The sequence below is a fragment of the Rhizobium sp. BT-226 genome, from assembly GCF_025847085.2.
Taxonomy (GTDB): Bacteria; Pseudomonadota; Alphaproteobacteria; order Rhizobiales; family Rhizobiaceae; genus Rhizobium; species Rhizobium sophorae.
This window is the reverse complement of record NZ_JAOYTI010000002.1, coordinates 1,823,555-1,849,004: the sequence shown is the minus strand read 5'-3', so window position 1 is coordinate 1,849,004 and position 25,450 is coordinate 1,823,555. Positions and strand designations below refer to the sequence as shown.

The following is a 25,450-nucleotide window of genomic DNA, read 5'->3' as shown; positions in this document are numbered from 1 at the left end:
GCTCAGAACTCCAGTGCGGGAACGTCGAGCCAGCGGCGCTCGACCCAGGATTTCAGGCCGAGTTCGGCAAGCTGCACACCCTTGGCGCCGGCTTCCAGGCCATAGGGCCACGGCGCATCTTCGACGACATGGCGGATGAACATTTCCCACTGCGCCTTGAAGCCGTTGTCGAAGGCCTGCGTGTCCGGAACCTCGTCCCAGGTCTTGTAGAAGTCGATCGTCTGCGGTTGGTCCGGGTTCCACACCGGCTTCGGCGTGTTGACGCGGTGCTGGCTCCAGCATTTCGTCAGGCCGGCGACGGCCGAACCATGTGTGCCGTCGACCTGGAAGGTGACGAGGTCGTCGCGGCGGACGCGAACGGCCCAGGAGGAATTGATCTGCGCGATAGCGCCGCCTTCGAGCTCGAAGGTCGCATAGGCCGCATCGTCGGTGTCGCAATCATAGGGCTCGCCCTGCTCGTCGATGCGCCGGCCGATATGAGTGGCGCCGAGGCAGGAGACAGCCTTGACCTCCCCGAACAGATTGTCGAGCACGTAGCGCCAGTGGCAGAGCATGTCGAGGATGATGCCGCCGCCGTCGCCCTTGCGGTAGTTCCAGGACGGGCGCTGCGCGGGCACGCCCCAATCGCCTTCGAAAACCCAGTAGCCGAATTCGCCGCGCACCGAGAGGATCTTGCCGAAGAAGCCGGAATCCCTGAGCAGCGCCAGCTTACGCAGGCCGGGCAGGAAGAGTTTGTCCTGCACGACGCCATGCTTGAGGCCGGAGCCGCGCGCCTTGCGGGCAAGTTCGAGTGCCACCTGCAGATCGTCGGAAATCGGCTTCTCGCAATAGACATGCTTGCCGGCATCGAGCGCCTTGGACAGAAGTTCGGCGCGCATCAGCGTCGTGCCAGCGTCGAAGAAGATCGTGTCGTCGGGATTGGCGAGCGCGGCATCCAGATCGGTCGACCAGCGCTTGATGTTATGCTTCTTCGCCAGCTCTTCCATCTTGGCGCCGTTGCGGCCGACGATGATCGGGTCGATCTCGAGTTTCTCACCCGATTTCAGCGCGATGCCGCCTTGGTCGCGGAAGGCGAGAATCGAGCGCACCAGGTGTTGATTGTAACCCATGCGGCCCGTGACGCCGTGCAAGATGATCCCCAAGCGTGCCATTTTTTCCTCCCAGCAAATTTTTGCGGCGGGAGCGGGCATCCTCGTCCGGTCCTCCCGAGCCGGTAACTAAACAGTTACTTGATGGCAGAAGAGCGGCGCGGCTGTCAATAGTCAAATCCGATTTTAGAAATTCAGCGCTTGATCGAGGCGAGCGTGACGTGGACGATATGTCTTTCCCAGGCATTGAGATGGGTCGGCTCGATCAGGTCGCGGCCGAAGATCGTCGAAAGCGTGTACTGGTTGGACAGGTAGAAATAACCGAGCGAGGCGATCGTCAGGTAGACATGCAGGGGATCGGCGGTCTCGATGAAGACCCCCTGCTTCTTTCCCCGCTCGAGCACGTCGGAAAGCTCGCCGATCAGATGCGAATGCAATTCCTTGAGCCGGACGGACTGGCGCAGCCAGCGGGCGCGATGCAGATTTTCCGTGCCGAGCAGGCTGAGGAATTCCGGGTGCTGCAGAAAGTAACGCCATGTGAAGAGCGCCAGTTCGCCAATGCCTTCCTCGGGGCTGCGGTCGCCGATATGCAGCGCGCGTTCGGCGGTGCGGATGCCGACATAAGCCTCTTCGAGCACTTTGAGGTAGAGCTGCTCCTTGTCTCCGAAATAATGATAGAGCATCCGCTTGTTGGTGCCGGCGCGCTCTGCAATGGCGTCGACACGAGCTCCGCCCATGCCGTTTTCGGCAAATTCCCGGGTTGCCGCGTCAAGGATAGCGGCGCGCGTCCGCTCCGGATCGCGTTGGGTCGTCCGTTCCGCGGGTGGGCGCCGAGACCTTTTCTTGTCCCCGTTCTCGCCGCTGTCGTTCATTTCTCCGCCTCCGCCTTCATATGTTGCGCTCATAAGCCTTCGGTGCGAAATTGTAAAAACCGAATTTGAAAGCCCCGCGAGCGACACCGCTTGACACGCTCGCCGCTTTGCCCGTAGCTTGTAACCAATTAGTTATTTATGCAAGGGTAACTAGGTTTCGGAAGCGTGTGGAGGCGCTTCCCTTTGGAGGAGGAAAAAATGAGCCTACGTGTAAGCAGACGTAATTTCGTTGCGGGAGGAGCGACGCTTCTTTCGCTCTCGGCGTTGGGAACCAGCGCTTTGGCACAGGAAACGCGCCTGCGTCTCCTGTGGTGGGGCTCGCAGCCGCGCGCGGATCGCACCAATAAGGTCTCGGAACTTTACAAGGCGAAAAATGCCGGCACCACCATCAACGGTGAGTTTCTCGGATGGGCCGATTATTGGCCACGACTTGCGACTCAGGTCGCCGGCCGCAACGCCCCCGACATCATCCAGATGGACTACCGCTATATTGTCGAATATGCCCGGCGCGGCGCCCTTGCCCCTCTGGAATCCTATATGCCGTCGAAGCTGCAGCTCGAGGATTTCGATCCTGCGCAGATCGAAGGCGGCAAGGTCGATGGCCATTTGTATGGTGTCAGTCTCGGCGCCAACTCGGCCGCAACCGTGGTGAACGCCGCGGCCTTCAAGGAAGCCGGCATCGATATGCCGACGCAGAAGACGACCTGGGAAGAATTCGGCAAGATCGGTGCTGAGATGACCAAGGCCGGTAAACGCAAGGGTTACTTCGGTTTTGCCGACGGCAGCGGTGTCGAACCGGCCCTTGAAAACTACCTCCGCCAACGCGGCAAGGCGCTCTATACGGCGGACTCGAAGATCGCTTTCGGTCCTGAGGAAGCTTCTGAATGGTTCGATATGTGGGCTAAGTTCCGCGAAGCCGGCGCTTGCGTCACCCCTGATATCCAGGCCCTATACAAGGATACGATCGATACCAGCCCCCTCACCGTAGGCAAGGCTGCTTGCGACTACGCACACAGCAACCAGTTCGTAGGCTATCAAGCCATGGTCAAGGATAAGTTGGCCCTGACCAACTACATGCGCATCACGCCGGACTCAAAGGGCGGTCATTACCGGAAGCCATCGATGTTCTTCTCCGTCTCGGCGCAGTCGAAGGTGATGGATCTGGCGGTCGACTACGTCAACTTCTTCGTCAAGAATCCGGATGCCGCGGTGATCCTCGACGTCGAGCGCGGCATTCCGGAATCGAAGGCAATGCGCGATGTCGTCGCCACCAAGCTCGACGAAACCGGCAAAGTTCCGCTCGACTATGTCGCCGGCCTCGGTGATCTTGCCGGCCCACTGCCGCCCCCGCCGCCAACCGGCGCAGGCGAAGGCCAGCTCATTCTGCGCAACATCGCCGAACAGGTAGCCTTCGGACAGCTGACTCCTTCGGATGGCGGTAAGCAGCTTGTCACCGAAATTACGCAGATTCTCGCTCGAGGCTGATCCCGTATGAGCAATGCGATGCGCACGCCCGCAGGGGCCATCAATGTGGAAAGATATCAGGGGGCCGTGGCCGAAGGACGCTTCCGGCGCCTTTGGAATGCCAATGCTCCCGGTTATCTCTTCCTTCTGCCATGGCTCGTCGGCTTTTTCGGGTTGACGCTCGGGCCGGCCCTGATGTCGCTTTACCTCTCCTTCACCGACTTCGACATGCTCCAGTCGCCGCGGTGGGTGGGAATGGCGAATTACGTGCGCATCGCCACGGCGGATCCGAAATTTTCGGCCGCCATGCACGTCACTTTAACCTATGTCGTCTTCTCGGTGCCGTTCAAGCTGACCTTCGCATTGCTGGTCGCCATGGCGCTGAATCGCGGCCTGCGCGGGTTGCCGATCTACCGTGCCATCTTCTATCTGCCGTCATTGCTGGGCGGCAGCGTGGCGATTGCCGTGCTCTGGCGTCAGCTTTTCGCCAGCGATGGCCTCGTCAATGCCGCGCTCTCGCATTTCGGCATCGAAGGTCCGAGCTGGATCTCGCATCCGAGCTATTCGATCTATACGCTGGTGGCTCTGTCCGTCTGGCAGTTCGGCTCGCCGATGATTATTTTCCTGGCCGGCCTGCGACAGATCCCGCAGGATATGTATGAGGCGGCCAGCCTCGACGGCGCCTCCAAGTTCCGGCAATTCTACAAGATCACCCTGCCGCTTCTGACGCCGGTGATCTTCTTCAATGCCGTCGTCCAGACGATCGAAGCCTTCAAGGCCTTCACGCCGGCCTTCATCATATCAGGCGGAACCGGCGGTCCGATCAACTCGACGCTCTTCTACACGCTCTACCTCTATCAGGAAGCCTTCGGCAATTTCCGCATGGGCTACGCCTCGGCGCTCGCCTGGATCCTGGTGGTGATCATCGCGATCTTCACCGCCTTCTCCTTCCTGACCTCGCGTTACTGGGTGCACTACGATGACTGAGATGACCGCTTCCGTCACTGCTGCCAGGCCGCCATCTGATATCACCAAACGCAGCCTGCCGGCGTCGCTCATCATCCATGCGCTGCTGATCGCCGCTTCGCTTCTCATGCTTTATCCGCTGTTGTGGATGGTTTCGGCATCGGTCAGGCCGGAAAACGAGATCTTCTCGTCGACCTCGCTCATCCCGTCGTCGATCGATCTCTCCTCCTATGTCCGCGGCTGGAATGGCCTCGATATCAGCTTCGGCCGGTTCTTCTGGAATTCGCTCGTCATCTCGCTGCTGGTGGTGACCGGCAATGTCATCGCCTGTTCGCTGACGGCTTTCGCCTTTGCGCGGCTGCGTTTTGCCGGCCGGAATTTCTGGTTCGCGATCATGCTCGGCACGTTGATGATCCCCTATCACGTGACGCTGATCCCGCAATATGTGCTCTTTCTCGATCTCGGCTGGGTCAACACCATCCTGCCGCTTGTGGTGCCGAAGTTCCTGGCAAGCGATGCCTTCTTCATCTTCCTGATGGTGCAGTTCTTCCGCGGCATCCCGCGCGAACTCGACGAGGCGGCGATGATGGATGGCTGCAGCGCCTGGCGCATCTACTGGAAGATCATGCTGCCGCTGTCGCTGCCGGTGCTGGCGACGGCCGCCATCTTCTCCTTCATCTGGACTTGGGACGATTTCTTCGGCCCGCTGATCTACCTGAACGATATGAACACCTATACGATCCAGCTCGGCCTGCGCACCTTCGTGGATTCCACTAGCGCATCGGATTGGGGCGGTTTGTTCGCCATGTCGACCCTGACGCTCGTGCCGGTGTTCTTCTTCTTCCTGTTCTTCCAACGCCTGCTGATCGAGGGCATCGCCACGACGGGCATGAAGCGTTGATGGCGATGACGGGAAAGAGCGACATGAGCATCAGGACGGTCGCGATCGTTGGCTGCGGTATCGGCCGCTCCCATATCGTCGAGGGTTACCTGCCGCATTCCGACAAGTTCAAGGTCGTGGCGATTTGCGACCTGAACGAGCAGCGCATGGCAGCGGTCGGCGACGAGTTCGGCATCGAACGGCGCACCACTTCTTTTGCAGAACTGCTGGCTGACGACACGATCGACATCATCGATATCTGCACCCCTCCCGGCATTCATCTGGAACAGGTGGTCGCAGCACTTGCCGCCGGTAAACATGTCGTCTGCGAAAAGCCGCTGACGGGCTCGCTTGCGGCCGTCGATACCATCATGGCAGCAGAAAAGACCGCCAAGGGCGTGCTGATGCCGATCTTCCAGTACCGTTACGGCGACGGCATTCAGAAGGCCAAACGGATCATCGACGCCGGTATCGCCGGCAAGCCCTATACCGCTTCGGTCGAAACCTTCTGGCTGCGCAAGCCGGAATATTACGCCGTTCCTTGGCGCGGCAAATGGGCGACGGAACTCGGCGGCGTTCTCGTCACCCACGCGCTGCACCTGCACGACATGCTGATGCATCTGATGGGTCCGGCGGCAAGGGTCTTCGGCCGCGTCGCCACCCGCGTCAACGATATCGAGGTCGAGGATTGTGCCTCCGCCAGCCTGCTGATGGAAAGCGGCGCCTTTGTCTCGCTGTCCTGCACGCTTGGTTCGCAGGAACAGTTGAGCCGGCTCAGGCTGCACTTCGAGAATGTCACTTTCGAGAGCAGCCACGAGCCCTATACGCCCGGCAAGGATCCCTGGAAGATCATCGCCGCGAATGACGACGTGCGGGCGCAGATCGACAAAGTGGTTGGCGACTGGCAGCCGGTCGCGCCACGTTTCACCACGCAAATGGGCCAGTTCCATGCCTTTTTGAGCGGCCATGCGCCGCTGCCGGTAACGACCCGGGACGCGCGCCGCGCGCTGGAACTCGTCACCGCCATCTACCAGTCTTCCGACAGCGGCGCCGACGTGCCGCTGCCGGTCGGTCCCGATAGTCCGAAATACGCCGATTGGCGCGCAAGAACGAAGTAACCGATAAATAAAACGAGAGGGTTTTGAGAAGATGGCAACCAGTGTCGTTCTTCAGAAGGTCGAGAAGCGCTACGGCGCGATGGATGTGATCCATGGCATCGACCTGACGATCGATCCCGGCGAATTCGTCGTTTTCGTCGGCCCCTCCGGCTGCGGAAAATCGACCCTTCTGCGCATGATTGCCGGCCTCGAGGAGATTTCGGGCGGCGCGCTGCTGCTCGACAGCGAGCGCATGAACGAGGTGGCGCCGGCCAAGCGCGGCATCGCCATGGTTTTCCAGTCCTATGCGCTCTATCCGCATATGTCGGTCTACAAGAACCTCGCCTTCGGCCTGGAGACGGCCGGTTACAAGAAGGCCGAGATCCAGCCGAAGGTGAAGCGCGCCGCCGAGATCCTGCAGATCGAGAAGCTGTTGGAGCGCAAGCCGAAGGCGCTCTCCGGCGGCCAGCGCCAGCGTGTCGCCATCGGCCGGGCCATCGTGCGCGAGCCGCGGATCTTCCTGTTCGACGAGCCGCTGTCGAACCTCGATGCCGAACTGCGCGTGCAGATGCGCGTCGAGATCTCCCGCCTGCACCGCAGCCTTGGCAATACGATGATCTATGTCACCCATGACCAGGTCGAAGCCATGACGATGGCGGACAAGATCGTGGTGCTGAATTCGGGCCGCATCGAGCAGGTCGGCGCGCCGCTCGATCTTTACAACAACCCGGCCAACCGCTTCGTCGCCGGCTTCATCGGCAGCCCGAAGATGAATTTCCTGAAGGCGCGCATCGAGCAGGTCGGCGAGACCGAAACCAGCATCCATGTCTGCGGCAATTCTGTCCGCCTGCCGCGCCGGCTGAGAGGCGAGGCGGGACAGGAGGTCACCTTCGGTATCCGTCCCGAGCATCTTTCGCTGGCCGAAGGCGCAATCACGCTCTCGACCGTCAACGTCGATCTCGTCGAAAATCTCGGCGGCGCCACCATGCTCTACACCACGACGCCGGATAACCAGCTCCTGACCGTTGCGCTCGACGGCCAGCAGAAGGTGGAGCGCGGCGCCAATGTTAAGACCTTCTTTGATCCGGCCCGCTGCCACGTCTTCGATGCCGCCGGCAAGACGATCTAATCCCGCTGCTTGACAGCCGATCCCCCTCTGCCCCATCATTTCCAGATGGGCAAGGGGGATAGCATGACGCCTGAAGATAGGATTCATGCGCTTGGCATCTGGCAGGGCCCGATCGACATTTCGCCGCTAGCAGGCGGCATCACCAATCGGAACTATCTGGTCAGCGATGCCGTCGCGCGTTGCGTGGTGAGACTCGGCACCGATATCCCGATCCATCACATCAACAGGCAGAACGAGCTTGCTGCAAGCTGTGCGGCGCATGCCGCCGGCATTTCACCTGCCGTCATCCATCATTCGCCGGGCGTGCTGGTGCTCGAATATATCGAGGCGCGAGCGCTTTCGCCGCAGGATATCAGGACGCCGGAAACGCTGGCCCGGGTCGTGCCGCTGGTGCGTGCCTGCCACCGCGACATTGCCCGGCATTTCCGCGGCCAGGCGATGATCTTCTGGGTCTTCCACGTCATCCGCGATTACGCCGCCAATCTGAAGGCGTCTGAAAGCGCCTATCTTCCTCTGCTGCCGGGGCTCGTTGGCCGAGCAGGGACGCTGGAAGAGGCGGCAGGACCTTTCGAGATCGCCTTCGGCCACAACGACCTGCTGGCCGCCAACTTTCTCGATGACGGCAAGAGGCTCTGGCTGATCGACTGGGACTATGCCGGTTTCAACACGCCGCTTTTCGATCTTGGCGGATTGGCCTCCAACAATGAACTCTCGCAAGCGGCCGAGCGCACGATGCTGGAGACCTATTTCGACCGGCCACTGACCGATGATCTCGCCACGCGCTATGCCGCGATGAAATGTGCCTCGCTGCTGCGCGAGACGCTCTGGAGCATGATTTCGGAAATTCATTCCAGCATCGATTTCGATTACGCCGGCTACACGGCCGAAAATCTCGCGCGCTTCGAACGCGCCTATCACGCCTTTGAACAGGACCGATAAATGACGAAGGAATTACCGAAGACGGCGAAAGCCGTGGTCATCGGCGGCGGCATCATCGGCTGCTCGACAGCCTATCATCTCGGCAAGCTCGGCTGGACCGATACCGTGCTGCTGGAGCGCAAGAAGCTTACCTCGGGCACCACCTTCCATGCCGCCGGCCTCGTCGGCCAGCTGCGCACCAGCGCCAACATCACCCAGCTTCTCGGCTATTCCGTCGATCTCTACAAGCGGCTGGAAGAGGAAACTGGCCTCAGCACCGGCTGGAAGATGAATGGCGGCCTGCGCCTTGCCTGCAACGAGGAACGCTGGACCGAGGTCCGGCGCCAAGCGACCGCCGCCCAGTCCTTCGGCCTCGAAATGCAATTGCTGACCCCGCAGGAAGCCTTCGATCTCTGGCCGCTGATGACGGTTGACGATCTCGTCGGCGCCGCCTTCCTCCCGACCGATGGCCAGGCCAATCCCTCCGACATTACCCAGGCGCTGGCGAAAGGCGCCCGCATGTCGGGCGTTTCGATCTTCGAGGATACCGAGGTCATCGACCTTGAAATCGACAAGGGGAAGATCCGCGCCGTCATCACGGCGCGAGGGCGCATCGAATGCGAGCGCGTCGTCGTCTGCGCCGGCCAATGGACGCGCGCCTTTGCCGCCCGCTTCGGCGTCAACGTGCCGCTGGTCTCCGTCGAGCACCAATACATCATCACCGAATCCTTCGGCGTGCCCTCCAATCTGCCGACGCTGCGCGATCCCGATCGGCTGACCTATTACAAGGAAGAGGTCGGCGGCATCGTCATGGGCGGCTACGAGCCGAATCCCATTCCCTGGGCGAAAGACGGTATCCCCGATGGTTTCCACTACACGCTGCTGGACAGCAATTTCGACCATTTCGAACAGATCATGGAACAGGCGCTCGGCCGCGTTCCGGCGCTGGAAAATGTTGGCGTCAAGCAGCTGCTGAACGGCCCGGAAAGCTTCACGCCCGACGGCAACTTCATTCTCGGCGAGGCGCCGGAGCTGAGGAATTTCTTCGTCGGCGCCGGTTTCAACGCCTTCGGCATCGCTTCGGCCGGCGGAGCCGGCATGGCGCTGGCCGAATGGGTGACGAAGGGCGAGCCGCCCTATGATCTCTGGCCGGTCGATATCCGCCGTTTCGGCCGTCCGCATTTCGATACCGACTGGGTGCGGACACGCACGCTCGAAGCCTATGGCAAGCATTACGCCATGGCCTGGCCGTTCGAGGAACATTCGAGCGGCCGCCCTTGCCGCAAATCGCCGCTCTATGACCGGCTGAAGGCGCAGGGCGCCTGTTTCGGCGAAAAGCTCGGCTGGGAACGACCGAACTGGTTTGCCGATCTCTTCGCCAACGAGGAGCCGAAGGATATCTACAGCTACGGCCGCCAGAACTGGTTCGACGCCGTTGGCCGCGAACACAAGGCGGTGCGCGAAGCGGCCGTCATCTTCGACCAGACGTCCTTTGCCAAATTCGTGCTGAAGGGCGGGGATGCCGAGGCAGCCTTGTCCTGGATCGCCTCCAACGATGTCGCAAGGCCTGTGGGATCGCTCGTTTACACACAGATGCTCAACGACAAGGGCGGCATCGAATGTGATGTGACGGTCGCCCGCATCGCCGAGAACGAATATTACATCGTCACCGGTACCGGTTTCGCCACCCATGACTTCGACTGGATCGCACGCAATATACCGGCGGAGATGCATGCCGAGTTGGTCGACGTCACCTCCGCCTATTCCGTGCTGTCGCTGATGGGTCCGAATTCCCGCGCCGTGCTGGAAAAGGTGACGGGCAGCGACGTCTCGAATGCGGCCTTCCCCTTCGGCAAGGTCAGGACCATCGGCATTGCAGGCTGCCCCGTGCGGGCGCTGCGCATCACCTATGTCGGCGAACTCGGCTACGAACTGCATATTCCCATTGAATATGCGACCACGGTCTACGACGTGCTGATGGCATCAGGCGGCGAGCTCGGCCTCGTCAATGCCGGCTACCGCGCCATTGAGAGCTGCCGCCTGGAAAAAGGTTATCGCGCCTGGGGGTCGGATATCGGTCCCGACCATACGCCTGTTGAAGCCGGTCTCGGCTGGGCGGTGAAGATGCGGAAGAATATTCCGTTCCGCGGCCGTGAGGCGATCGACCAGCAGCTTTCGGGTGGGGTGAAGAAACGCCTCGCCTGCTTCATTCCGGAGGATGCCGATGCCGTCTTGCTCGGCCGTGAAACGATCTATCGCAACGGCAAGCGCGTCGGCTGGCTGTCGAGCGGCGGCTTCGGTTATACGCTGGGCAAGCCGATCGGTTACGGCTACGTCCGCAATCCCGACGGCGTGACGGAAGATTTCGTCCTCTCCGGCACCTATGAGCTTGATGTCGCGCGGGAACGCATCCCCTGCAAGGTATCGCTGTCGCCGCTCTACGATCCCGATATGGCGCGGGTGAGGGCCTGACAACACAGGTGACCCGGGAGAGGGCGTGCCGTGTGGTACCCCCCTCTGCCCTGCCGGGCATCTCCCCCACAGGTGGGGAGATCGGCAGGAGGTTGGATCATCGTTTCCTCTCTACCGTATTGGGAATCGTCCTACCTTCATTGTTTGGGGAAGCCATCTCGCCCATCCGATCTCCCCCCTTGTGGGGGGTACCGCATGGCACACCCTCTCTTTCGCCAGCAAGTTCCAAATCTCAAAACAGCGGCAACCGGTCATCCTGGATCAGGATCTCCAGCTTGTCAGCCACATCCTGCGTCCAGGCCCGGTGGCCTGTCAAAGCCGCCGGGAAAAGTCCGGGAAGGGTAAAGAGAGCCGCCGAGATCGCAAGGCCGGTGCGCGGGACTTCGGCGATGAGGGCGGCGATTTCGGCGGCGCGGGGATCGCGCAGCTCGAAGCGTTCGCCGTTGCCATGCTCGCCGATCGCATAGCGCATCCATGCCGCAACGGCGATTGCATAGGTCTCTGCCCTGTCGCCATGCGCCAGCGCCTCGCTTGCCGGTTCCAGCAGCCGCTGCGGCAGTTTCTGCGTGCCGTCCATGGCGATCTGATAGGTGCGATGTGCGATCGCCTTGTTTGCAAAGCGCGCTATCAATTCATTGGCGTAGGCATCGAGATCGATGCCGGGCACAGCGTCGAGCGTTCTGGCGGCCGCATGCATGTGGCGGTAGGCAAGTGCTGCCAGAGCTGCATCATCCATCACGTCGCGGATGAATTCATAGCCGCCGATATAACCGAGATAGGCAAGCAGCGAATGCGCGCCGTTCAGCATCCGTAGCTTCATCTTCTCGTAGGAGGAGACCTCCTCGACCATCAGTGCGCCGCGTACCTTTTCCCAGGCCGGCCGGCCATTGGCGAAATGGTCTTCGATGACCCATTGCGTAAAGGGTTCGGTCTCGATCGCCGCCATATCCGTGCGGCCCGTCAGCCGTTCGGCATCGGCATAGGTCGCCTCGGTGCTGGCCGGTGTGATGCGGTCGACCATCGTCGACGGGAAGGGCACATTCGCTTCGATCCAGCGATGCAGGTCGGGGTCGATGCGGGAGGTGAATTCGAGCACGAGGCGTTTTAGAACCGCGCCGTTGCTCGGCAGGTTGTCGCAGCTCAGCGGCGTAAAGGGTGCGATCCCCTTCTGCCGGCGGCGCGCAAGGCCTTCGACGAGGTAGCCGATGACGCCGCGCGGCGCATGCCGGCTGGCGAGATCGGCGAAGATATCGGGGTGCTTCAGGTCGAGGCCGCCGGTTGCCGGATCGAAACCATAGGCCTTTTCCGTCACCGTCATGCTGACGATGCGGATAGCGGGATCTTCGAGCCGCGCCAGCAGGCCAGCCGGATCGCGCGGCGCCACATGTGCCTTCAGGATCGAGCCGACCACCTCAGCCGTCGTGCCTGAGGTATCGCGGATCAACGTTGTATAGAGCCCGTTCTGGGCGCTCAGATTGTCGGCGACATCGGGCGTGCGCAGGCTTGCCACCTCGATGCCCCAGTCGCCGCCTGCGGCTGCGAGCGCGCCGTCCGTGAAGGGCGCGAAATGGGCGCGGAAGAAGGCGCCCGGGCCGAGATGCAGGATGCCGGCCTTCAGCGCATTCCTGTCATAGGCGGGAAGTTTCGCCGTCGGCGCGAGGCCGGTCAGGTTTTGTAGTCTGTCGCTCACAGCTTGTAGGCCTTCTTTGCATTGCCATAGGAGAGCTCGCCTGCGATGATCTCGGCTTCCCGCTTGGAAATCCGGTGCTCGGCGGCGAGCTGGGCAAGGAAGCGGCAGACTTCGCGGCGCCAGACGTCATGACGCGCCGGGATCGATAGCAGCGCCCGCGTATCGTCGTTGAAACCCGCCATATTGGCAAAACCCGCCGTCTCCACAACCTGGTCGAGGTAACGGCGGATGCCGAGCGGGCTGTCGTGGAACCACCAGGGCGGGCCGATCATCAGGCAGGGCCAATGGCCAGCCATCGGCGCCAGCTCGCGTGCATAGGTCGTCTCGTCGAGCGTGAAGAGCAGCACACGCAAACCCGGTGCGTGGCCATATTTTGATAGCAGGGCATTCAAGCCGCCGACCCAGTCCGTGCTTGTCGGGATATCGGCGCCCATATTGGGGCCGCGGGTCGAGAAAAGCCCGCGGTCGGTATTGCGCCTGGAGCCGGCATGGATCTGCATCACCATGCCGTCTTCGGCCGAAAGCCCGGCCATCTCGGTCATCATCTGGCCACGAAAGAACTCGGCCTCCTCGGCCGAAAGCGGCCCCTTCAGCGCCTTCTCGAGCAGCGCCTGTTTTTCCGCAAGCGGCAGGTCGGCAGTGAAAGCGGTGGGCACGCCGTGATCGGTCGCGGTGGCGCCGAACTGGCGGAAATAGGCGCGCCGGCGCCGATGCGCCTCGATAAGACCGTCCCAGCGTGTTACCTCAGTGCCGGTGATCTCTCCGAACTTGATGAGATTGTCGCGGAAGCCGACGGCATCGGGATCGGTGACGCTGTCCGGCCTGTAGGTGGTGCGCACGTTGCCGATCCAGCCGTCGGCCGCCATCTTCTGGTGATGCGCCAGAGGATCGAGCGCTCCATCCGTCGTCGCGATCGTTTCGATGCCGAATCGCTGATGCAGCGCCCGCGGGCGGAATTCCGGAAGGGCAAGCTGGGCATTGATATGATCGTAGAGCGCATCGGCATTGTCTGATGTCAGCGGCTCGGTGCAGCCGAGCACGGCCGACATGGCGTGGTCGACCCAGAGGCTCGAAGGCGTCCCGCGGAAAAGGCGGTAGTGTGCGGCAAAAGTCCGCCAGATCGCCCGTCCCGTTGCCACCGGCTTGCCGTCGAGCCGCGGCACGCCGAGCTCGTCCAATGTGACGCCGACGCTGTGCAGCATGCGGAAGAGATAGTGATCGGGAATGACCAGCAGCGAGGCCGCGTCTTCAAAGGGCTTGTCGTCGGCGAACCAGGAGGGTTCGGTATGCCCGTGCGGACTGACGATCGGAAGATTGCGCACCGTCTCGTAGAGGTCGCGCGCGATGGTCCGTGTTGCCGGATCAGCCGGAAAAAGCCGGTCCGGATGAAGAAAGCCGTTTCCTGCATCCATCAGTATTCCTCCCTGATGGATAACGGCCTACCCCACAACATCAGGCACGGCAAGGTCTTTTAGTAACCAAACGGTACAGTTTTGCGCATGGCCGCGCCGGGCATGGAAAGCATTGACGAGGCGACCTATTTCCGCTTTGCAGAACCATCTGTTCTGCCGGTTTCGGCAAAGGAGGATGTAGAGCCTTTCCGGGTTAGATTGTAGCATTCTGTTGGCTCAAACGGAGTCGGATGGTCGACCGGCCGGCGCGCGTCGTAGCCCGGTTCTACGGCCAAGCCGGCCGGTCGAGCAGGCGGCCCGTTTCAGCCAACCCGAAGGGCCGGGCATCTTTTCGCCAGGGCAAAGGCGATCGGCTCGGACGTACCAAGAGGTATGCCCTTCGCCAATCGCCTTTGCCCTGACGAAAATCTGCTCCGGCAGAATGCTGCAATCTAACCCGGAAAGGCTCTCATGTCCGACGAGACGAACCGCATCACCCGGCTGGAAGAAATGCTGGCCTACCAGGCAAAGACGATCGAAGAGCTTTCCGATCAGCTCGCCGAGCAATGGAAAACGGTCGAGCAGATGCGCACCAAGCTCGACCGGCTGACCGAACGCTTCCTGTCGCTGGAGGAGCAGTCGTTGGACGCGCCAGCGATCACCCGCCCGCCGCATTATTGACGACACGCGGCTGAATGCCGCGTGCCCTTCTCACTAGGATGGTGAATCAAACGCCGCCGATGCAGAGATATTTCATTTCCAGATAGTCGTTGGCGCCGTGCCGCGAGCCTTCGCGGCCGAGACCGGATTGCTTGATGCCGCCGAAGGGTGCCGTCTCGGATGACATCAGGCCGGTATTGATGCCGATCATGCCGTATTCCAGCGCTTCCGCCACCCGCCAGACCTTCTTCAGATCGCCGGCGTAGAAGTAGGCGGCGAGGCCGAACTCCGTGTCGTTGGCCTGTTGAATGACATCCTCGACCGTGTCGAAGCGAAAGAGCGGCGCCACCGGCCCGAAGGTCTCCTCGCGCGCCACCTTCATGCCGCGTGCAACGCCTGTCAGCACCGTCGGCGTGAAGAAGGTGCCGGCGCCGTCGATGCGCTTGCCGCCGGTCAGCACCTTGGCGCCCTTGGCAAGCGCGTCGCTGACATGATCTTCCACCTTGGCAAGGCCTTGCTCGTCGATCAGCGGCCCGATCACGACACCCGGCTTGAAACCGTCGCCGACCGACATCTCGGCGACCTTGCCGGCAAGCTTGGCCGCGAAGGCGTCATAGACGTTCGACTGGACATAGAGGCGGTTGGCGCAGACGCAGGTCTGACCGGCATTGCGGTATTTCGAAGCGATCGCGCCCTCGACGGCAGCGTCGAGATCGGCATCGTCGAAGACGATGAAGGGCGCGTTGCCGCCGAGCTCCAGGCTCACCTTCTTGATCTGGTCGGCGCACTGCCGCATCAGGATGCGGCCGACCTCCGTCGAACCGGTGAAGCTGATCTTGCGCACCTTTTCGTTGCCGCAGAGCTCGCGGCCGATTGCCGGACCGTCGACCCCGACGATGACGTTGAAGACGCCGGCCGGAATGCCGGCCTGCTCGGCGAGCACGGCAAGCGCGATCGCCGTCAGCGGCGTCTGCTCGGCGGGCTTCGAGACCACGGTGCAGCCGACGGCAAGCGCTGGGGCGATCTTGCGGGTGATCATCGCCGCCGGGAAATTCCACGGCGTAATCGTGCCGACGACGCCGACCGGCTGCTTGATGACGATCATCCGTTTATCGTCGGAAGGCGCGGGGATCGTCTCGCCGTAGATGCGCTTTGCTTCCTCCGCATACCATTCGATATAGGCCGCGGCGTAAAGGATCTCGCCGCGCGCTTCCGGGAACGGCTTGCCCATTTCGGCGGTCAGGATTGCCGCGAGTTCGTCAGCATTGGCAACCATCAGGTCGAACCATTTGCGCAGGATCGCGCTGCGCTCCTTGGCCGGGCGGGCAGCCCAGCCCGGCTGGGCGGCATGGGCTGCGTCGATCGCCGCCCGCGTCTCTGCCGCACCCATATCGGGCAGCGAGGCGAGCAATTCGCCGGTTGCCGGGTTCAGCACGTCGAAAGTCCTCGTGGCATCGCCTGATGTCCAGACGCCGTCGATATAGCCGGCATCGCGCAGCAAGGGCGAGGAGAAGGGAACGTGTCTGGTCAGTGCAGTGGTGAAAGCCATGTCATATCCTCCTTGGGAGTGCGGCTGCCGGTTGCCGGCAGCCATTGAAATCCGGTTCGGGTGCGCTTAACGGCCCGCGCTTGCTTCCAGCATCGAAGCTTCGAGGATATCGAGCGCTTCGCCGAGGATCTCGTCCTGGATGGTGATCGGCGCGAGGAAGCGGATGACGTTTCCGTGGACGCCGCAGGTGAGCAGGATCAGGCCCTTGTCGAGCGCGATCAGCCGCACCCGGTTGGCGAATTCCGCGCTCGGCAGTCCCGTCGTCCGGTCGTTGAATTCGACGGCGTTCATGAAGCCCGGTCCGCGGATATCGACGATCTCCGGCACCGTCTCGCGCAACGATTCCAGCCGCTGCTTCAGCCGTCCGCCAAGCTGGTTGGCGCGGTTGCAGAGATCTTCGTCAGCAATGACGTCGAGCACGGCGTGGGCAGCGGCGATCCCGAGCGGATTGCCGCCATAGGTGCCGCCGAGCCCGCCCGGTCCTGGCGCATCCATGATTGCGGCGCGGCCGGTGACGGCGGCGAGCGGAAAACCGCCGGCAAGGCTCTTTGCCATCGTCGTCAGGTCGGGCGCTACCTCGTGGTGATCCATTGCGAACATCCTGCCGGTGCGGGCAAAACCGGTCTGCACCTCGTCGGCGATCAGCAGGATGCCGTGCTGGTCGCAGAGCTCGCGCAGCGCCTTCATGAAGGCGGCGGGTGCGGAGTAGAATCCGCCTTCGCCTTGTACCGGCTCGATGATGATGGCCGCGACGCGCTGCGGATCGACATCGGCGGCGAAGAGCTTCTTCAGCGCCGCCAGCGACTGGTCGGCGGTGACGCCATGCAGCTCGACTGGGAAGGGAATATGGAAGACATCGCCGGGCATCGCGCCGAAACCGACTTTGTAGGGCACGACCTTGCCGGTCAGCGCCATGCCCATGAAGGTGCGGCCATGGAAGCCGCCGCCAAAGGCGATGACGGCCGAGCGGCCGGTTGCGGCGCGCGCGATCTTGACGGCGTTCTCGACAGCTTCGGCGCCCGTCGTGACGAAGATCGTCTTCTTCTCGAAATCACCAGGCAGCAGCGCGTTCAGCCGTTCGGCAAGGTGGACGTAGCTTTCGTAGGGCACCACCTGATGGCAGGTATGGGTGAAGCGGTCGAGCTGATCCTTGACCGCTGCGATGACCCGAGGATGGCGGTGGCCGGTGTTGAGAACGGCGATGCCGGCGGCAAAATCGATGTAACGGCGGCCTTCCTTGTCCCAGATCTCCGCATTCTCTGCACGATCGGCATAGATCTGAGTGGTCATGCCGACGCCGCGTGAAATAGCGGCGTTCTTCCGGTCGGTAAGGCTTGTCGCGTTCATTGGTGGCTCCTGCGCGGAAAGGGTTTGAAAGTTATCTTGTATAATTTCTGCAAGATGCATATAAAACTCCTACATTTTTCCTGCAAGAAAACAAGAGGCATTTTTTGCTTCAAACATCACGCTTTTTGATGGAGGCTCTGGGCGATTGGAATCGGGGATAGTTTCGGATGAATGATATTGGGCCTGTACGCTACAAGGTGGCGGAAGCCGCGCGGCTGGCGGGTGTTTCGGCCTCGACGCTGCGCCTCTGGGAAAGCCAGGGTCTGGTGGTTCCCGGTCGTTCGGAAACCGGCCATCGGCAATACAGCGCCGACGATGTGGCGCGGCTGAAGCGCATCTCCTGGTATCGTGTCGAGCGCGGCCTCAATCCCGCGGCAATCCGCGAGGCGCTGGAGAGTGAGGAACCTTCCGCCGACGGCGCCGAGGCAAGCCAGGATACCGGCCTCGGCCGCAAGCTGCGCAGCCTGCGCCATGCGAGCGGCAAGACACTCGATCAGGTGGCCGGCGACATCGGCGTCACCTCGTCGACGCTCTCGACGCTGGAGCGCACCTCGCAGGGCGTTAGCTTCAAGACGCTGCACGATCTGGCAGAGTATTACGGAACCACCGTCTCGCGCCTCTCAGGTGAGAAAAGCGGGGACGTGTCAGAGCTGGTGCGCGCCGGCGAATGGCGCGCTTGGCCGGAAACGACGCCGGGTGTCGCGGTGCAGCTCCTCGCCGAAGGCCGCCGGATGATGGATTGCCATCGTTTCGTGCTGGCGCCGGGTGCTGCCAGCGAGGGCGCTTATCGCCACGAGGGCGAGGAATTCATGCATGTTCTGTCCGGCCGGCTCGAACTGGTGCTCGACGGCGATCAATTCTTCGATCTCGGACCCGGCGATTCACTCTATTTCGAAAGCCGCCGCGATCATTCCTGGCGCAACCGCCACGATGGCGAAACCGTGCTTCTCTGGATCAATACGCCGCCGACATTCTGAACCGCAGCGCCTCGGCCCGAAAAAATCGAAATCGATTTCCGGAAAGCGCGATGCAGAGATTAAAAAAGGTAGAGCGTCCTTTGTGCGTCCAGAGGACACATGGCGCTCTACCGCAGCAAAGCGGTTTCGCACTCTGCGCCTTTGCGCTATAGCCCAAAGAGATGCATTCGTACGAAAGACAGTCTCATGGCAGCGACCATACGTTATCACGAAGGCGATATTTCCGCGGTCGATGCCGCCCGCTACACCGGCGCGATTGCGATCGACACCGAAACGCTCGGTCTGGTGCCGCGCCGCGATCGGCTCTGCGTCGTCCAGCTTTCGCCGGGTGACGGCACCGCCGATATCATCCGCATCGCCGCCGGTCAGAAAGAGGCGCCCAATCTCGTCGCCCTGCTTGAAGACCCCACCCATCAGAAGATCTTTCATTACGGCCGCTTCGATATTGCCGTGCTCTTCCATACCTTCGGCGTCACCACGACACCGGTATTCTGCACCAAGATCGCCTCGCGCCTGATCCGGACTTATACGGATCGCCACGGCCTCAAGGACAATCTCAAGGAGATGCTCGACGTCGATGTCTCCAAGGCGCAGCAATCTTCCGATTGGGCGGCCGAGACGCTGTCTCCGGCCCAGCTCGAATATGCCGCCTCCGACGTGCTCTATCTGCATGCGTTGCGCGATAAGCTGACGGAACGGTTGATCCGCGACGGCCGCTACGATCATGCGACGGCCTGCTTCGAATTCCTGCCGACCCGCGCCAAGCTCGACCTGCTCGGCTGGGAAGAGGCCGATATCTTCGCCCACAGCTGAGCGAATTGCTTTCATTCTACGGTTGCGAATAGCCGTGCGGCAGGCTTGCCGGCGGCCGTTAGCGATTCGTTAACGCCTGTTCATTAATATTCCTGTTAATTTTTATGCATTTCGATGACGCCGGAACTGCGTCATGCGGACAGGAGGATCTGCTGGGATGCAAGGGGACCGGATGAGCGCGGTCCTTTTCTAGAGCCTGCTTTCATCGTCACTTTGCGAAAGGAGCATGCCATGTTGACTCCCGTTCGTGCAGCGTCCAATGCAAGCTTTTCGTCCCAGGGTCAGACAGCGGCGATCGTCGCCGGTGGTATCGGCCACTCGGTGATCGCCCCAGCACCTGTCAACGCCGTCGAAGCAGCAGACCTCAATTCCGCCATTGCCGGCAAGCTCAATATTCTGCTCCTTGCCGCGCGCGAGCGCATGGTCGAAGCCCTTTTCGATGTCATCGATGCGGCAGGCCGCTCGATCTCGCTGGATCGTGGCGAGGACGAGAGCAATCTTGCTTTCGCCTCCCGGCTTGCCGATGCCATCCGGCGGCTGCCAGCAGCCAGGATCGACGAGGTCGAGCGCCAGCTCACCGAGCAGGGGCATAGCGTGCCGCTCCGGACGATCGCCGAGGCCCTGAAGAACCCGACAGGCCCTGAGGCCGCCCGCATCGTCGCCTATCTGGAAATCGTCCGCTACAAGGATCGCGATCTCGCCGCCCGCGCCGTCGTCCGCTCCTATGGCCAGAACGATGCATCGCCGATGCGCGCCGAAGCTCGCCCCGAGATCCAGCTACATGAGGACAGCCTGCCTGCCGCCATTCGCCACCCGGCAGACAAGCTGCCCATGCCGGCCGATTCGCTGATCGAGGTCGCAACACCGGTGATTGTCGAGGAAGCGGCCATCGCCGAAGCCGTGGAAGCTGCCGATCCGGAAACGCCGAAGGGTGAAAACCGGGCTCAATCCGCCCCGACGACGGCAAAGGAGATCGCCCCGGAAAAATCTGGGTCGCAGGAGATCGAAACCGGGCAACCCTTGTCGACGGAAGCCGCAGCGGCAGACGAAACGCCGGAGCCGCCTGCCATCCAACCCCGCGCGACGCCGGAAAAGGTCGATCCTGTCATTCCCAGGAACTGGGCAGGAATTGTCGCCTCCATGACGGAAGAAGTCTCCGAGATAATCGCCACCATCATCCGCGAGCAGGACGTCGAAACCGTGCTGGAGGATGTTCCCGTCGAGGCGGCGGTGGAGATCGATACGATCCTCGACGACGCCGTCATCAGCGATGCGACCGAGACCTTGACCAGGCAGCCGGCCGAATTCACCGCACCCGATGCGCGCCAGTCCGCAGCACTCCGCCCATCGCAGATGGATATCGAGACCGTGGCTGCGGCTGTCCGTCAGCCGAAAGAAATCTCTGCGCAACCGCAGATGATGCCGGTTCCCGAGACGGCCGAGGCTTCCTATGTGCCGCTGGCGGCAAGGATGCCGGAGGGACTTGCCTATACCCAGCTGCCTTACCAGTTCGCTAAGGATACGCCATCGAACGAGAAGGCAGGGGAAACGCACCACCAGCATCAGCACCACCGTGACGACGCGCCTGAGGATCAGCAGCAGGCGCAGTCAGGCGGCGAGGATGCCGAGCCCGACGCTGAAGAAACCGACGCGTCGCCCACGCGGTGGGCGCCGAGGATGATCGATACCGAACCGTCGGCTCATCAGCCCGGCGCGGCCACTGATCCGGTTTATGCGCTCTATCAGCGCATGGTCGGCTGGGAATAGAGCAATTCCAGGAAAAGTGCGAAGCGGTTTTCCCAGGCAAAGCGCCAGGCGGTTTTGCCGCGAATTACGTAAAAACAAGAGGATAGAGCGGTTCTGCGCTCCGTTAAAAGCTGAACCGCTCTAGGATTTTTCCACTGCCTGAAAATGAAGAACCCGCCGGATCGCTCCGGCGGGTTCTTCAATTCGAAGGCGGATGCGAGGATTATTCGCCGCCGCGGTTCTTCAGGGCTGCGCCCAGGATGTCGCCGAGCGAAGCGCCGCTGTCGGACGAACCGAACTGGGCAACGGCTTCCTTCTCTTCCGCAATCTCCAGAGCCTTGATGGACAGCATGATCTTGCGGTCCTTCTTGGAGAAGTTGGTGACGCGGGCGTCGAACACCTGGCCGACCGAGAAGCGCTCAGGGCGCTGCTCGTCGCGGTCGCGGGCGAGGTCGGCGCGACGGATGAAGGAAGTGATGTCTTCGTGGTTGACGAGCTTCACTTCGACGCCGCCGTCGTTGACCGCGATCACTTCGCAGGAAACGACTGCATTCTTGCGCAGGTCGCCAGAAGCAGCGGCGTCGCCGACTGCATCCTTGCCGAGCTGCTTGATGCCGAGCGAGATGCGTTCCTTCTCGACATCGACGTCGAGAACGACGGCCTTGACGACGTCACCCTTGTTGAACTCCTCGATGACCTGTTCGCCCGGACGGTTCCAGTCGAGGTCGGAGAGGTGCACCATGCCGTCGACATCGCCGTCGAGGCCGATGAACAGGCCGAATTCGGTCTTGTTCTTGACTTCGCCTTCGACTTCAGTGCCGGCCGGATGGCTGCGGGCGAATGCTGCCCACGGGTTTTCCAGCGTCTGCTTGAGGCCGAGCGAAATACGGCGCTTGGACGGATCGACTTCGAGAACGACGACTTCGACTTCCTGGCTCGTGGACAGGATCTTGCCGGGGTGAACGTTCTTCTTGGTCCAGGACATTTCCGAGATGTGGATCAGGCCTTCGATGCCCGGCTCCAGCTCGACGAATGCACCGTAGTCGGTGATGTTCGTAACGGTACCGGAAATCTTCTTGCCTTCCGGATACTTGGCCTGGATGCCATCCCACGGATCGCTCTCGAGCTGCTTCATGCCGAGCGAGATACGGTGGGTTTCCTGGTTGATGCGGATGATCTGAACCTTGACCTGCTGGCCGATGTTCAGGATTTCCGACGGGTGGTTCACACGGCGCCATGCCATATCGGTGACGTGCAGCAGGCCGTCGATGCCGCCGAGGTCAACGAACGCACCGTAATCGGTGATGTTCTTGACGACGCCGTCGACAACCTGGCCTTCTTCGAGGTTCTGAACGATTTCAGAACGCTGCTCGGCACGGGATTCTTCCAGAACCGTACGGCGCGAAACCACGATGTTGCCGCGGCGCTTGTCCATCTTGAGGATTTCGAAGGGCTGCGGGTTGTGCATCAGCGGGGTCACGTCGCGGATCGGGCGAATATCGACCTGAGAACGCGGCAGGAAGGCGATCGCACCGTCGAGGTCGACCGTGAAGCCGCCCTTGACCTGGTTGAAGATCACGCCTTCGACGCGCTCGCCAGCTTCGAACTTGGCTTCGAGCTTGACCCAGCTTTCTTCGCGGCGAGCCTTCTCGCGCGACAGAACGGCTTCGCCAAGCGCGTTTTCGATGCGCTCGACATAAACTTCGACTTCGTCGCCGACCTTCAACAGGCCGTCCTTGGCGCGCGCGCCGAATTCCTTGAGCGCGATGCGGCCTTCAACCTTCAGGCCGACGTCGACAACGGCGACGTCCTTCTCGATGCCCGTGACGATGCCCTTGGTGACATAGCCTTCGGCCAGGTCGTTCTTGGCAAAGGACTCTTCGAGAAGAGCCGCGAAATCCTCGCGGGAGGGGGTGGCTACTGACATAAAATCTCCTGCGTGTCCTGAAACGGAAGCGGACACGTATGCGCCGGTTGGTTTGCGTTGAACGGGCCTGAACCCAGTCCGCCCTCTCTGACGAAGGCAATCCGGCGCTTGGACGGAATTTCAGGCTTGCTGTATTAGAAGCGATCCATGCTCAGAGCACGCAAAATCGCTTGAATTTAGGCATTTCGGCTCAAGACCGCATCGATGATCGATTGAGCAGCTTGAAACGCGGCCTCTATACTCATTTCCGACGTATCAAGCAAGTGCGCATCGTCAGCTGGTTTCAAAGGGCTGTCGGCCCGTCCCATGTCGCGTTCGTCGCGCCGCTTGACGTCCTCGAAAATCGCATCGAAATCCGCCGTCAGGCCTTTGCCGAGGATCTCGTCATAACGGCGTCTTGCGCGGACCTCCGGCGACGCCGTTACATAGAGCTTCACCGGCGCATCCGGGCAGACAACCGTGCCGATATCGCGCCCGTCGAGCACGGTTCCCGGCGCTTTCGCCGAAAACCGGCGTTGCGCCTCGACCAGGGCCCGGCGCACCGCCGGCATGACGGCAATCTTCGAGGCAGCTTCGCCGATCTCATGTTTGGAAAGTATATCGCGATCCAATCCAGCGAGTTCAACCTCTCTTGCGATCTTTTCCGCCACCGCCTCGTCGTCGAGCGGCAGGCCGGCATCGAGCACCGCCTTGGCCGTGGCGCGATAGGTCAGGCCGGTATCCAGATGATGGAAGCCGTAGCGCTCTGCGATGAGGCGCGAGAGCGTGCCCTTGCCCGCTGCCGCCGGGCCGTCGATGGCGATGGTGAAGGTCTCGTTCGTCATCAAATCAATCCTGCGGCAGCGCACGATCGCGGCGAAGGAGATCGTCTTTGCGGAAACTCGGCAGCTGGTACCATTATTCCGGCACCTCTTCGATCCTTGCCCCGAGACCCTTCATCAACGTCATGAATTCGGGAAAGCTGGTCGCGATCATCGCCGCGTCGTCGATCGTGACAGCATGCTCCGAGGCAAGCCCCATGACAAGGAAGCTCATGGCGATGCGATGGTCGAGATGTGTGCTGACCCTGCCGTCGGCAGCGTTGCCGAGGCCCTTGCCGTCTGGCCGGCCGCGCACGATGAGAAAATCCTCGCCCTCGTCGCAATCGACACCATTGAGTTTTAGCCCGTCGGCGACGGCGGAAAGACGGTCGGACTCCTTGACGCGCAATTCCTCAAGCCCCTTCATGGTGGTCACGCCCTCGGCGAAACAGGCAGCGACGGCGAGAATAGGATATTCATCGATCATCGACGGCGCGCGGTCTTCGGGAACGGTCACGCCCCTGAGCTCGGAATGGCGCACGCGCAGATCCGCCACGTCCTCGCCGCCGGCAAGACGTGCATTCAGCACCTCGATATCGGCCCCCATCTCCTGCAGCGTCAGGATCAGCCCGGTGCGGGTCGGGTTCATCAGCACGTTGACGATGGTGATGTCGGAGCCGGGGACAAGCAGCGCTGCAACCAGCGGGAAGGCGGTGGAAGAGGGATCGCCCGGAACGTCGATCACCTGGCCCGTCAGCTTGCCGCGCCCTTCGAGCCGGATTGTGCGTACACCCTCGCTATCCGTCTCGACGGAAAGGGCAGCACCAAAGCCCTGCAGCATCTTTTCGGTATGGTCGCGTGTCATCACCGGCTCGATGACCGTGGTGACACCCGGCGTATTGAGGCCGGCAAGCAGCACGGCCGATTTCACCTGGGCGGATGCCATCGGCACGCGATAACGGATCGGGCTCGGTGTTCCCGGGCCTCTGAGCGTCACCGGCAGCCTGTCGCCCTCGGAGGCGCTGACCTGGACGCCCATTTCGCACAGCGGATTGAGCACGCGGCCCATCGGCCGTTTCGAAAGCGAGGCGTCGCCTGTGAAGATGGAGTGAAAGTCGTAGGTGCCGACCAGGCCCATGGTCAGCCGCACGCCGGTGCCGGCATTGCCGAAGTCGAGCGGCGCGTCGGGCGCAAGCAGCGCACCGTTGCCGGTGCCGTCGATCACCCACTGCGCGCCCTCCTTGCGAATCCTGGCGCCCATCGCCTGCATCGCCCGGCCGGTATTGATCACGTCCTCGCCTTCGAGCAGGCCGGTGATCCGCGTTTGCCCGGAAGCAAGCCCGCCGAACATGAAGGAACGATGCGAGATCGACTTGTCGCCCGGAATACGGACGCTGCCCGAAAGGCCGGCGGATTTGCGGGCGGTGGCGGGCCTGGGCGCAGAGCCGTGCAGCATGCGTAATCCTTTGCAAATGCAGTCTATTTTTGCCGCAAGACAGGCTTGGCCGGTCGCAACTCCCGTCCGCTTCTGCAGCTGTTGCGGCTCGTTAACATAAACCCGCTGGGCGGTCATCCGCCGGCTTGCCAAAAACCCTGCGCTCGGATCGCAAAGTTTGGCTTTGACATGGGAAGCCACAGCGATTAAGGGGACCGGCTTATAAATT

20 protein-coding genes are annotated in these 25,450 nt (G+C 61.8%); 11 read left to right on the top strand and 9 right to left on the bottom strand.

Annotation, left to right across the window (positions count from 1 at the left end; genetic code table 11):
- Nucleotides 1-2: 2 nt before the first annotated feature.
- Both OIU37_RS19390 and OIU37_RS19385 read right to left on the bottom strand, forming a co-directional pair.
- Complete coding sequence (locus OIU37_RS19390) at nt 3-1,151, bottom strand: Gfo/Idh/MocA family protein (RefSeq protein WP_168317293.1); 1,149 nt, start codon at nt 1,149-1,151, stop codon at nt 3-5.
- A 131-nt stretch (nt 1,152-1,282) separates the two neighbouring features.
- Nucleotides 1,283-1,960 carry a TetR/AcrR family transcriptional regulator gene (locus tag OIU37_RS19385; protein ID WP_168290922.1) on the bottom strand — a complete coding sequence of 226 codons (678 nt, stop codon included), beginning with the start codon at nt 1,958-1,960 and terminating at the stop codon, nt 1,283-1,285.
- A gap of 198 nt (nt 1,961-2,158) precedes the next feature.
- Here OIU37_RS19385 and OIU37_RS19380 point away from each other — a divergent pair, with 198 nt between their 5' ends.
- The 7 genes from OIU37_RS19380 to OIU37_RS19350 all read left to right on the top strand — a co-directional run bounded on the left by OIU37_RS19380 (nt 2,159) and on the right by OIU37_RS19350 (nt 10,886).
- Nucleotides 2,159-3,445, top strand: a complete 1,287-nt coding sequence (locus tag OIU37_RS19380; RefSeq protein ID WP_168317292.1) for an ABC transporter substrate-binding protein — start codon at nt 2,159-2,161, stop codon at nt 3,443-3,445.
- A gap of 6 nt (nt 3,446-3,451) precedes the next feature.
- Complete coding sequence (locus OIU37_RS19375; protein WP_168312050.1) at nt 3,452-4,411, top strand: carbohydrate ABC transporter permease; 960 nt, start codon at nt 3,452-3,454, stop codon at nt 4,409-4,411.
- Nucleotides 4,404-5,291, top strand: a complete 888-nt coding sequence (locus tag OIU37_RS19370) for a carbohydrate ABC transporter permease (protein WP_131643888.1) — start codon at nt 4,404-4,406, stop codon at nt 5,289-5,291. The genes OIU37_RS19375 and OIU37_RS19370 overlap by 8 nt, the downstream gene beginning before the upstream one ends.
- Nucleotides 5,291-6,388, top strand: a complete 1,098-nt coding sequence (locus tag OIU37_RS19365; RefSeq protein ID WP_264258440.1) for a Gfo/Idh/MocA family protein — start codon at nt 5,291-5,293, stop codon at nt 6,386-6,388. Before OIU37_RS19370 ends, OIU37_RS19365 begins: the two co-directional genes overlap by 1 nt.
- Nucleotides 6,389-6,419: 31 nt before the next feature.
- Nucleotides 6,420-7,496, top strand: coding sequence for an ABC transporter ATP-binding protein (locus OIU37_RS19360; RefSeq protein WP_264258439.1), 1,077 nt, complete (start codon nt 6,420-6,422; stop codon nt 7,494-7,496).
- A gap of 63 nt (nt 7,497-7,559) precedes the next feature.
- Complete coding sequence (locus tag OIU37_RS19355; RefSeq protein ID WP_264258438.1) at nt 7,560-8,435, top strand: choline/ethanolamine kinase family protein; 876 nt, start codon at nt 7,560-7,562, stop codon at nt 8,433-8,435.
- Entirely contained in the window at nt 8,436-10,886 is a 2,451-nt protein-coding gene (locus OIU37_RS19350) for an FAD-dependent oxidoreductase (protein WP_264258436.1), read from the top strand.
- A gap of 232 nt (nt 10,887-11,118) precedes the next feature.
- On the opposite strand, the gene OIU37_RS19345 is transcribed toward OIU37_RS19350, so the two are convergent.
- Complete coding sequence (locus OIU37_RS19345) at nt 11,119-12,576, bottom strand: mannitol dehydrogenase family protein (RefSeq protein ID WP_264258434.1); 1,458 nt, start codon at nt 12,574-12,576, stop codon at nt 11,119-11,121.
- On the bottom strand, nt 12,573-13,988 hold the full coding sequence (gene uxaC / locus OIU37_RS19340) for a glucuronate isomerase (RefSeq protein ID WP_264258433.1): 1,416 nt from the start codon (nt 13,986-13,988) through the stop codon (nt 12,573-12,575). The genes OIU37_RS19345 and uxaC overlap by 4 nt, the downstream gene beginning before the upstream one ends.
- A gap of 450 nt (nt 13,989-14,438) precedes the next feature.
- Here uxaC and OIU37_RS19335 point away from each other — a divergent pair, with 450 nt between their 5' ends.
- Nucleotides 14,439-14,648: a SlyX family protein gene (locus tag OIU37_RS19335; RefSeq protein ID WP_168312057.1), complete on the top strand. Its 210-nt coding sequence runs from the start codon at nt 14,439-14,441 to the stop codon at nt 14,646-14,648.
- A gap of 46 nt (nt 14,649-14,694) precedes the next feature.
- Here OIU37_RS19335 and OIU37_RS19330 read toward each other — a convergent pair whose 3' ends face one another.
- Both OIU37_RS19330 and OIU37_RS19325 read right to left on the bottom strand, forming a co-directional pair.
- Nucleotides 14,695-16,176: an NAD-dependent succinate-semialdehyde dehydrogenase gene (locus OIU37_RS19330; protein ID WP_168312058.1), complete on the bottom strand. Its 1,482-nt coding sequence runs from the start codon at nt 16,174-16,176 to the stop codon at nt 14,695-14,697.
- 66 nt (nt 16,177-16,242) lie between these two features.
- Entirely contained in the window at nt 16,243-17,523 is a 1,281-nt protein-coding gene (locus OIU37_RS19325) for a 4-aminobutyrate--2-oxoglutarate transaminase (RefSeq protein WP_065281747.1), read from the bottom strand.
- 167 nt (nt 17,524-17,690) lie between these two features.
- Here OIU37_RS19325 and OIU37_RS19320 point away from each other — a divergent pair, with 167 nt between their 5' ends.
- From OIU37_RS19320 to OIU37_RS19310, 3 genes are all read left to right on the top strand, one after another.
- Nucleotides 17,691-18,500: a MerR family transcriptional regulator gene (locus OIU37_RS19320; protein ID WP_168312059.1), complete on the top strand. Its 810-nt coding sequence runs from the start codon at nt 17,691-17,693 to the stop codon at nt 18,498-18,500.
- Nucleotides 18,501-18,686: 186 nt separating this feature from the next.
- A complete protein-coding gene (locus OIU37_RS19315) occupies nt 18,687-19,313 on the top strand; it encodes a ribonuclease D (protein WP_168312060.1) in 627 nt (208 codons plus the stop codon).
- Nucleotides 19,314-19,544: 231 nt separating this feature from the next.
- The gene (locus OIU37_RS19310; RefSeq protein ID WP_264258430.1) at nt 19,545-21,080 is read left to right on the top strand and encodes a hypothetical protein; all 1,536 of its coding nucleotides are present in this window, start codon (nt 19,545-19,547) and stop codon (nt 21,078-21,080) included.
- A 202-nt stretch (nt 21,081-21,282) separates the two neighbouring features.
- Here the strand turns inward: OIU37_RS19310 and rpsA are convergent, their stop codons facing one another.
- From rpsA to aroA, 3 genes are all read right to left on the bottom strand, one after another.
- A complete protein-coding gene (gene rpsA, locus OIU37_RS19305; RefSeq protein WP_003544285.1) occupies nt 21,283-22,986 on the bottom strand; it encodes a 30S ribosomal protein S1 in 1,704 nt (567 codons plus the stop codon).
- A gap of 176 nt (nt 22,987-23,162) precedes the next feature.
- Nucleotides 23,163-23,810, bottom strand: a complete 648-nt coding sequence (cmk, locus tag OIU37_RS19300) for a (d)CMP kinase (RefSeq protein ID WP_168312062.1) — start codon at nt 23,808-23,810, stop codon at nt 23,163-23,165.
- A 73-nt stretch (nt 23,811-23,883) separates the two neighbouring features.
- Nucleotides 23,884-25,242 carry a 3-phosphoshikimate 1-carboxyvinyltransferase gene (aroA, locus tag OIU37_RS19295; protein WP_264258428.1) on the bottom strand — a complete coding sequence of 453 codons (1,359 nt, stop codon included), beginning with the start codon at nt 25,240-25,242 and terminating at the stop codon, nt 23,884-23,886.
- Between the last annotated feature and the right edge of the window lie 208 nt (nt 25,243-25,450).

What these genes read in the sequence shown, in the direction of transcription:
- OIU37_RS19375 (WP_168312050.1), top strand. Translation starts at nt 3,452, where the DNA reads ATGAGCAATGCGATGCGCACGCCCGCAGGGGCCATCAATGTGGAAAGA.
- OIU37_RS19335 (WP_168312057.1), top strand. Translation starts at nt 14,439, where the DNA reads ATGTCCGACGAGACGAACCGCATCACCCGGCTGGAAGAAATGCTGGCC.
- OIU37_RS19325 (WP_065281747.1), bottom strand. Translation starts at nt 17,523, where the DNA reads ATGAACGCGACAAGCCTTACCGACCGGAAGAACGCCGCTATTTCACGC.
- OIU37_RS19360 (WP_264258439.1), top strand. Translation starts at nt 6,420, where the DNA reads ATGGCAACCAGTGTCGTTCTTCAGAAGGTCGAGAAGCGCTACGGCGCG.
- OIU37_RS19350 (WP_264258436.1), top strand. Translation starts at nt 8,436, where the DNA reads ATGACGAAGGAATTACCGAAGACGGCGAAAGCCGTGGTCATCGGCGGC.
- OIU37_RS19320 (WP_168312059.1), top strand. Translation starts at nt 17,691, where the DNA reads ATGAATGATATTGGGCCTGTACGCTACAAGGTGGCGGAAGCCGCGCGG.
- OIU37_RS19380 (WP_168317292.1), top strand. Translation starts at nt 2,159, where the DNA reads ATGAGCCTACGTGTAAGCAGACGTAATTTCGTTGCGGGAGGAGCGACG.
- OIU37_RS19370 (WP_131643888.1), top strand. Translation starts at nt 4,404, where the DNA reads ATGACTGAGATGACCGCTTCCGTCACTGCTGCCAGGCCGCCATCTGAT.
- aroA (WP_264258428.1), bottom strand. Translation starts at nt 25,242, where the DNA reads ATGCTGCACGGCTCTGCGCCCAGGCCCGCCACCGCCCGCAAATCCGCC.
- uxaC (WP_264258433.1), bottom strand. Translation starts at nt 13,988, where the DNA reads ATGGATGCAGGAAACGGCTTTCTTCATCCGGACCGGCTTTTTCCGGCT.
- rpsA (WP_003544285.1), bottom strand. Translation starts at nt 22,986, where the DNA reads ATGTCAGTAGCCACCCCCTCCCGCGAGGATTTCGCGGCTCTTCTCGAA.
- OIU37_RS19315 (WP_168312060.1), top strand. Translation starts at nt 18,687, where the DNA reads ATGGCAGCGACCATACGTTATCACGAAGGCGATATTTCCGCGGTCGAT.
- OIU37_RS19385 (WP_168290922.1), bottom strand. Translation starts at nt 1,960, where the DNA reads ATGAACGACAGCGGCGAGAACGGGGACAAGAAAAGGTCTCGGCGCCCA.
- OIU37_RS19365 (WP_264258440.1), top strand. Translation starts at nt 5,291, where the DNA reads ATGGCGATGACGGGAAAGAGCGACATGAGCATCAGGACGGTCGCGATC.
- OIU37_RS19310 (WP_264258430.1), top strand. Translation starts at nt 19,545, where the DNA reads ATGTTGACTCCCGTTCGTGCAGCGTCCAATGCAAGCTTTTCGTCCCAG.
- cmk (WP_168312062.1), bottom strand. Translation starts at nt 23,810, where the DNA reads ATGACGAACGAGACCTTCACCATCGCCATCGACGGCCCGGCGGCAGCG.
- OIU37_RS19390 (WP_168317293.1), bottom strand. Translation starts at nt 1,151, where the DNA reads ATGGCACGCTTGGGGATCATCTTGCACGGCGTCACGGGCCGCATGGGT.
- OIU37_RS19330 (WP_168312058.1), bottom strand. Translation starts at nt 16,176, where the DNA reads ATGGCTTTCACCACTGCACTGACCAGACACGTTCCCTTCTCCTCGCCC.
- OIU37_RS19355 (WP_264258438.1), top strand. Translation starts at nt 7,560, where the DNA reads ATGACGCCTGAAGATAGGATTCATGCGCTTGGCATCTGGCAGGGCCCG.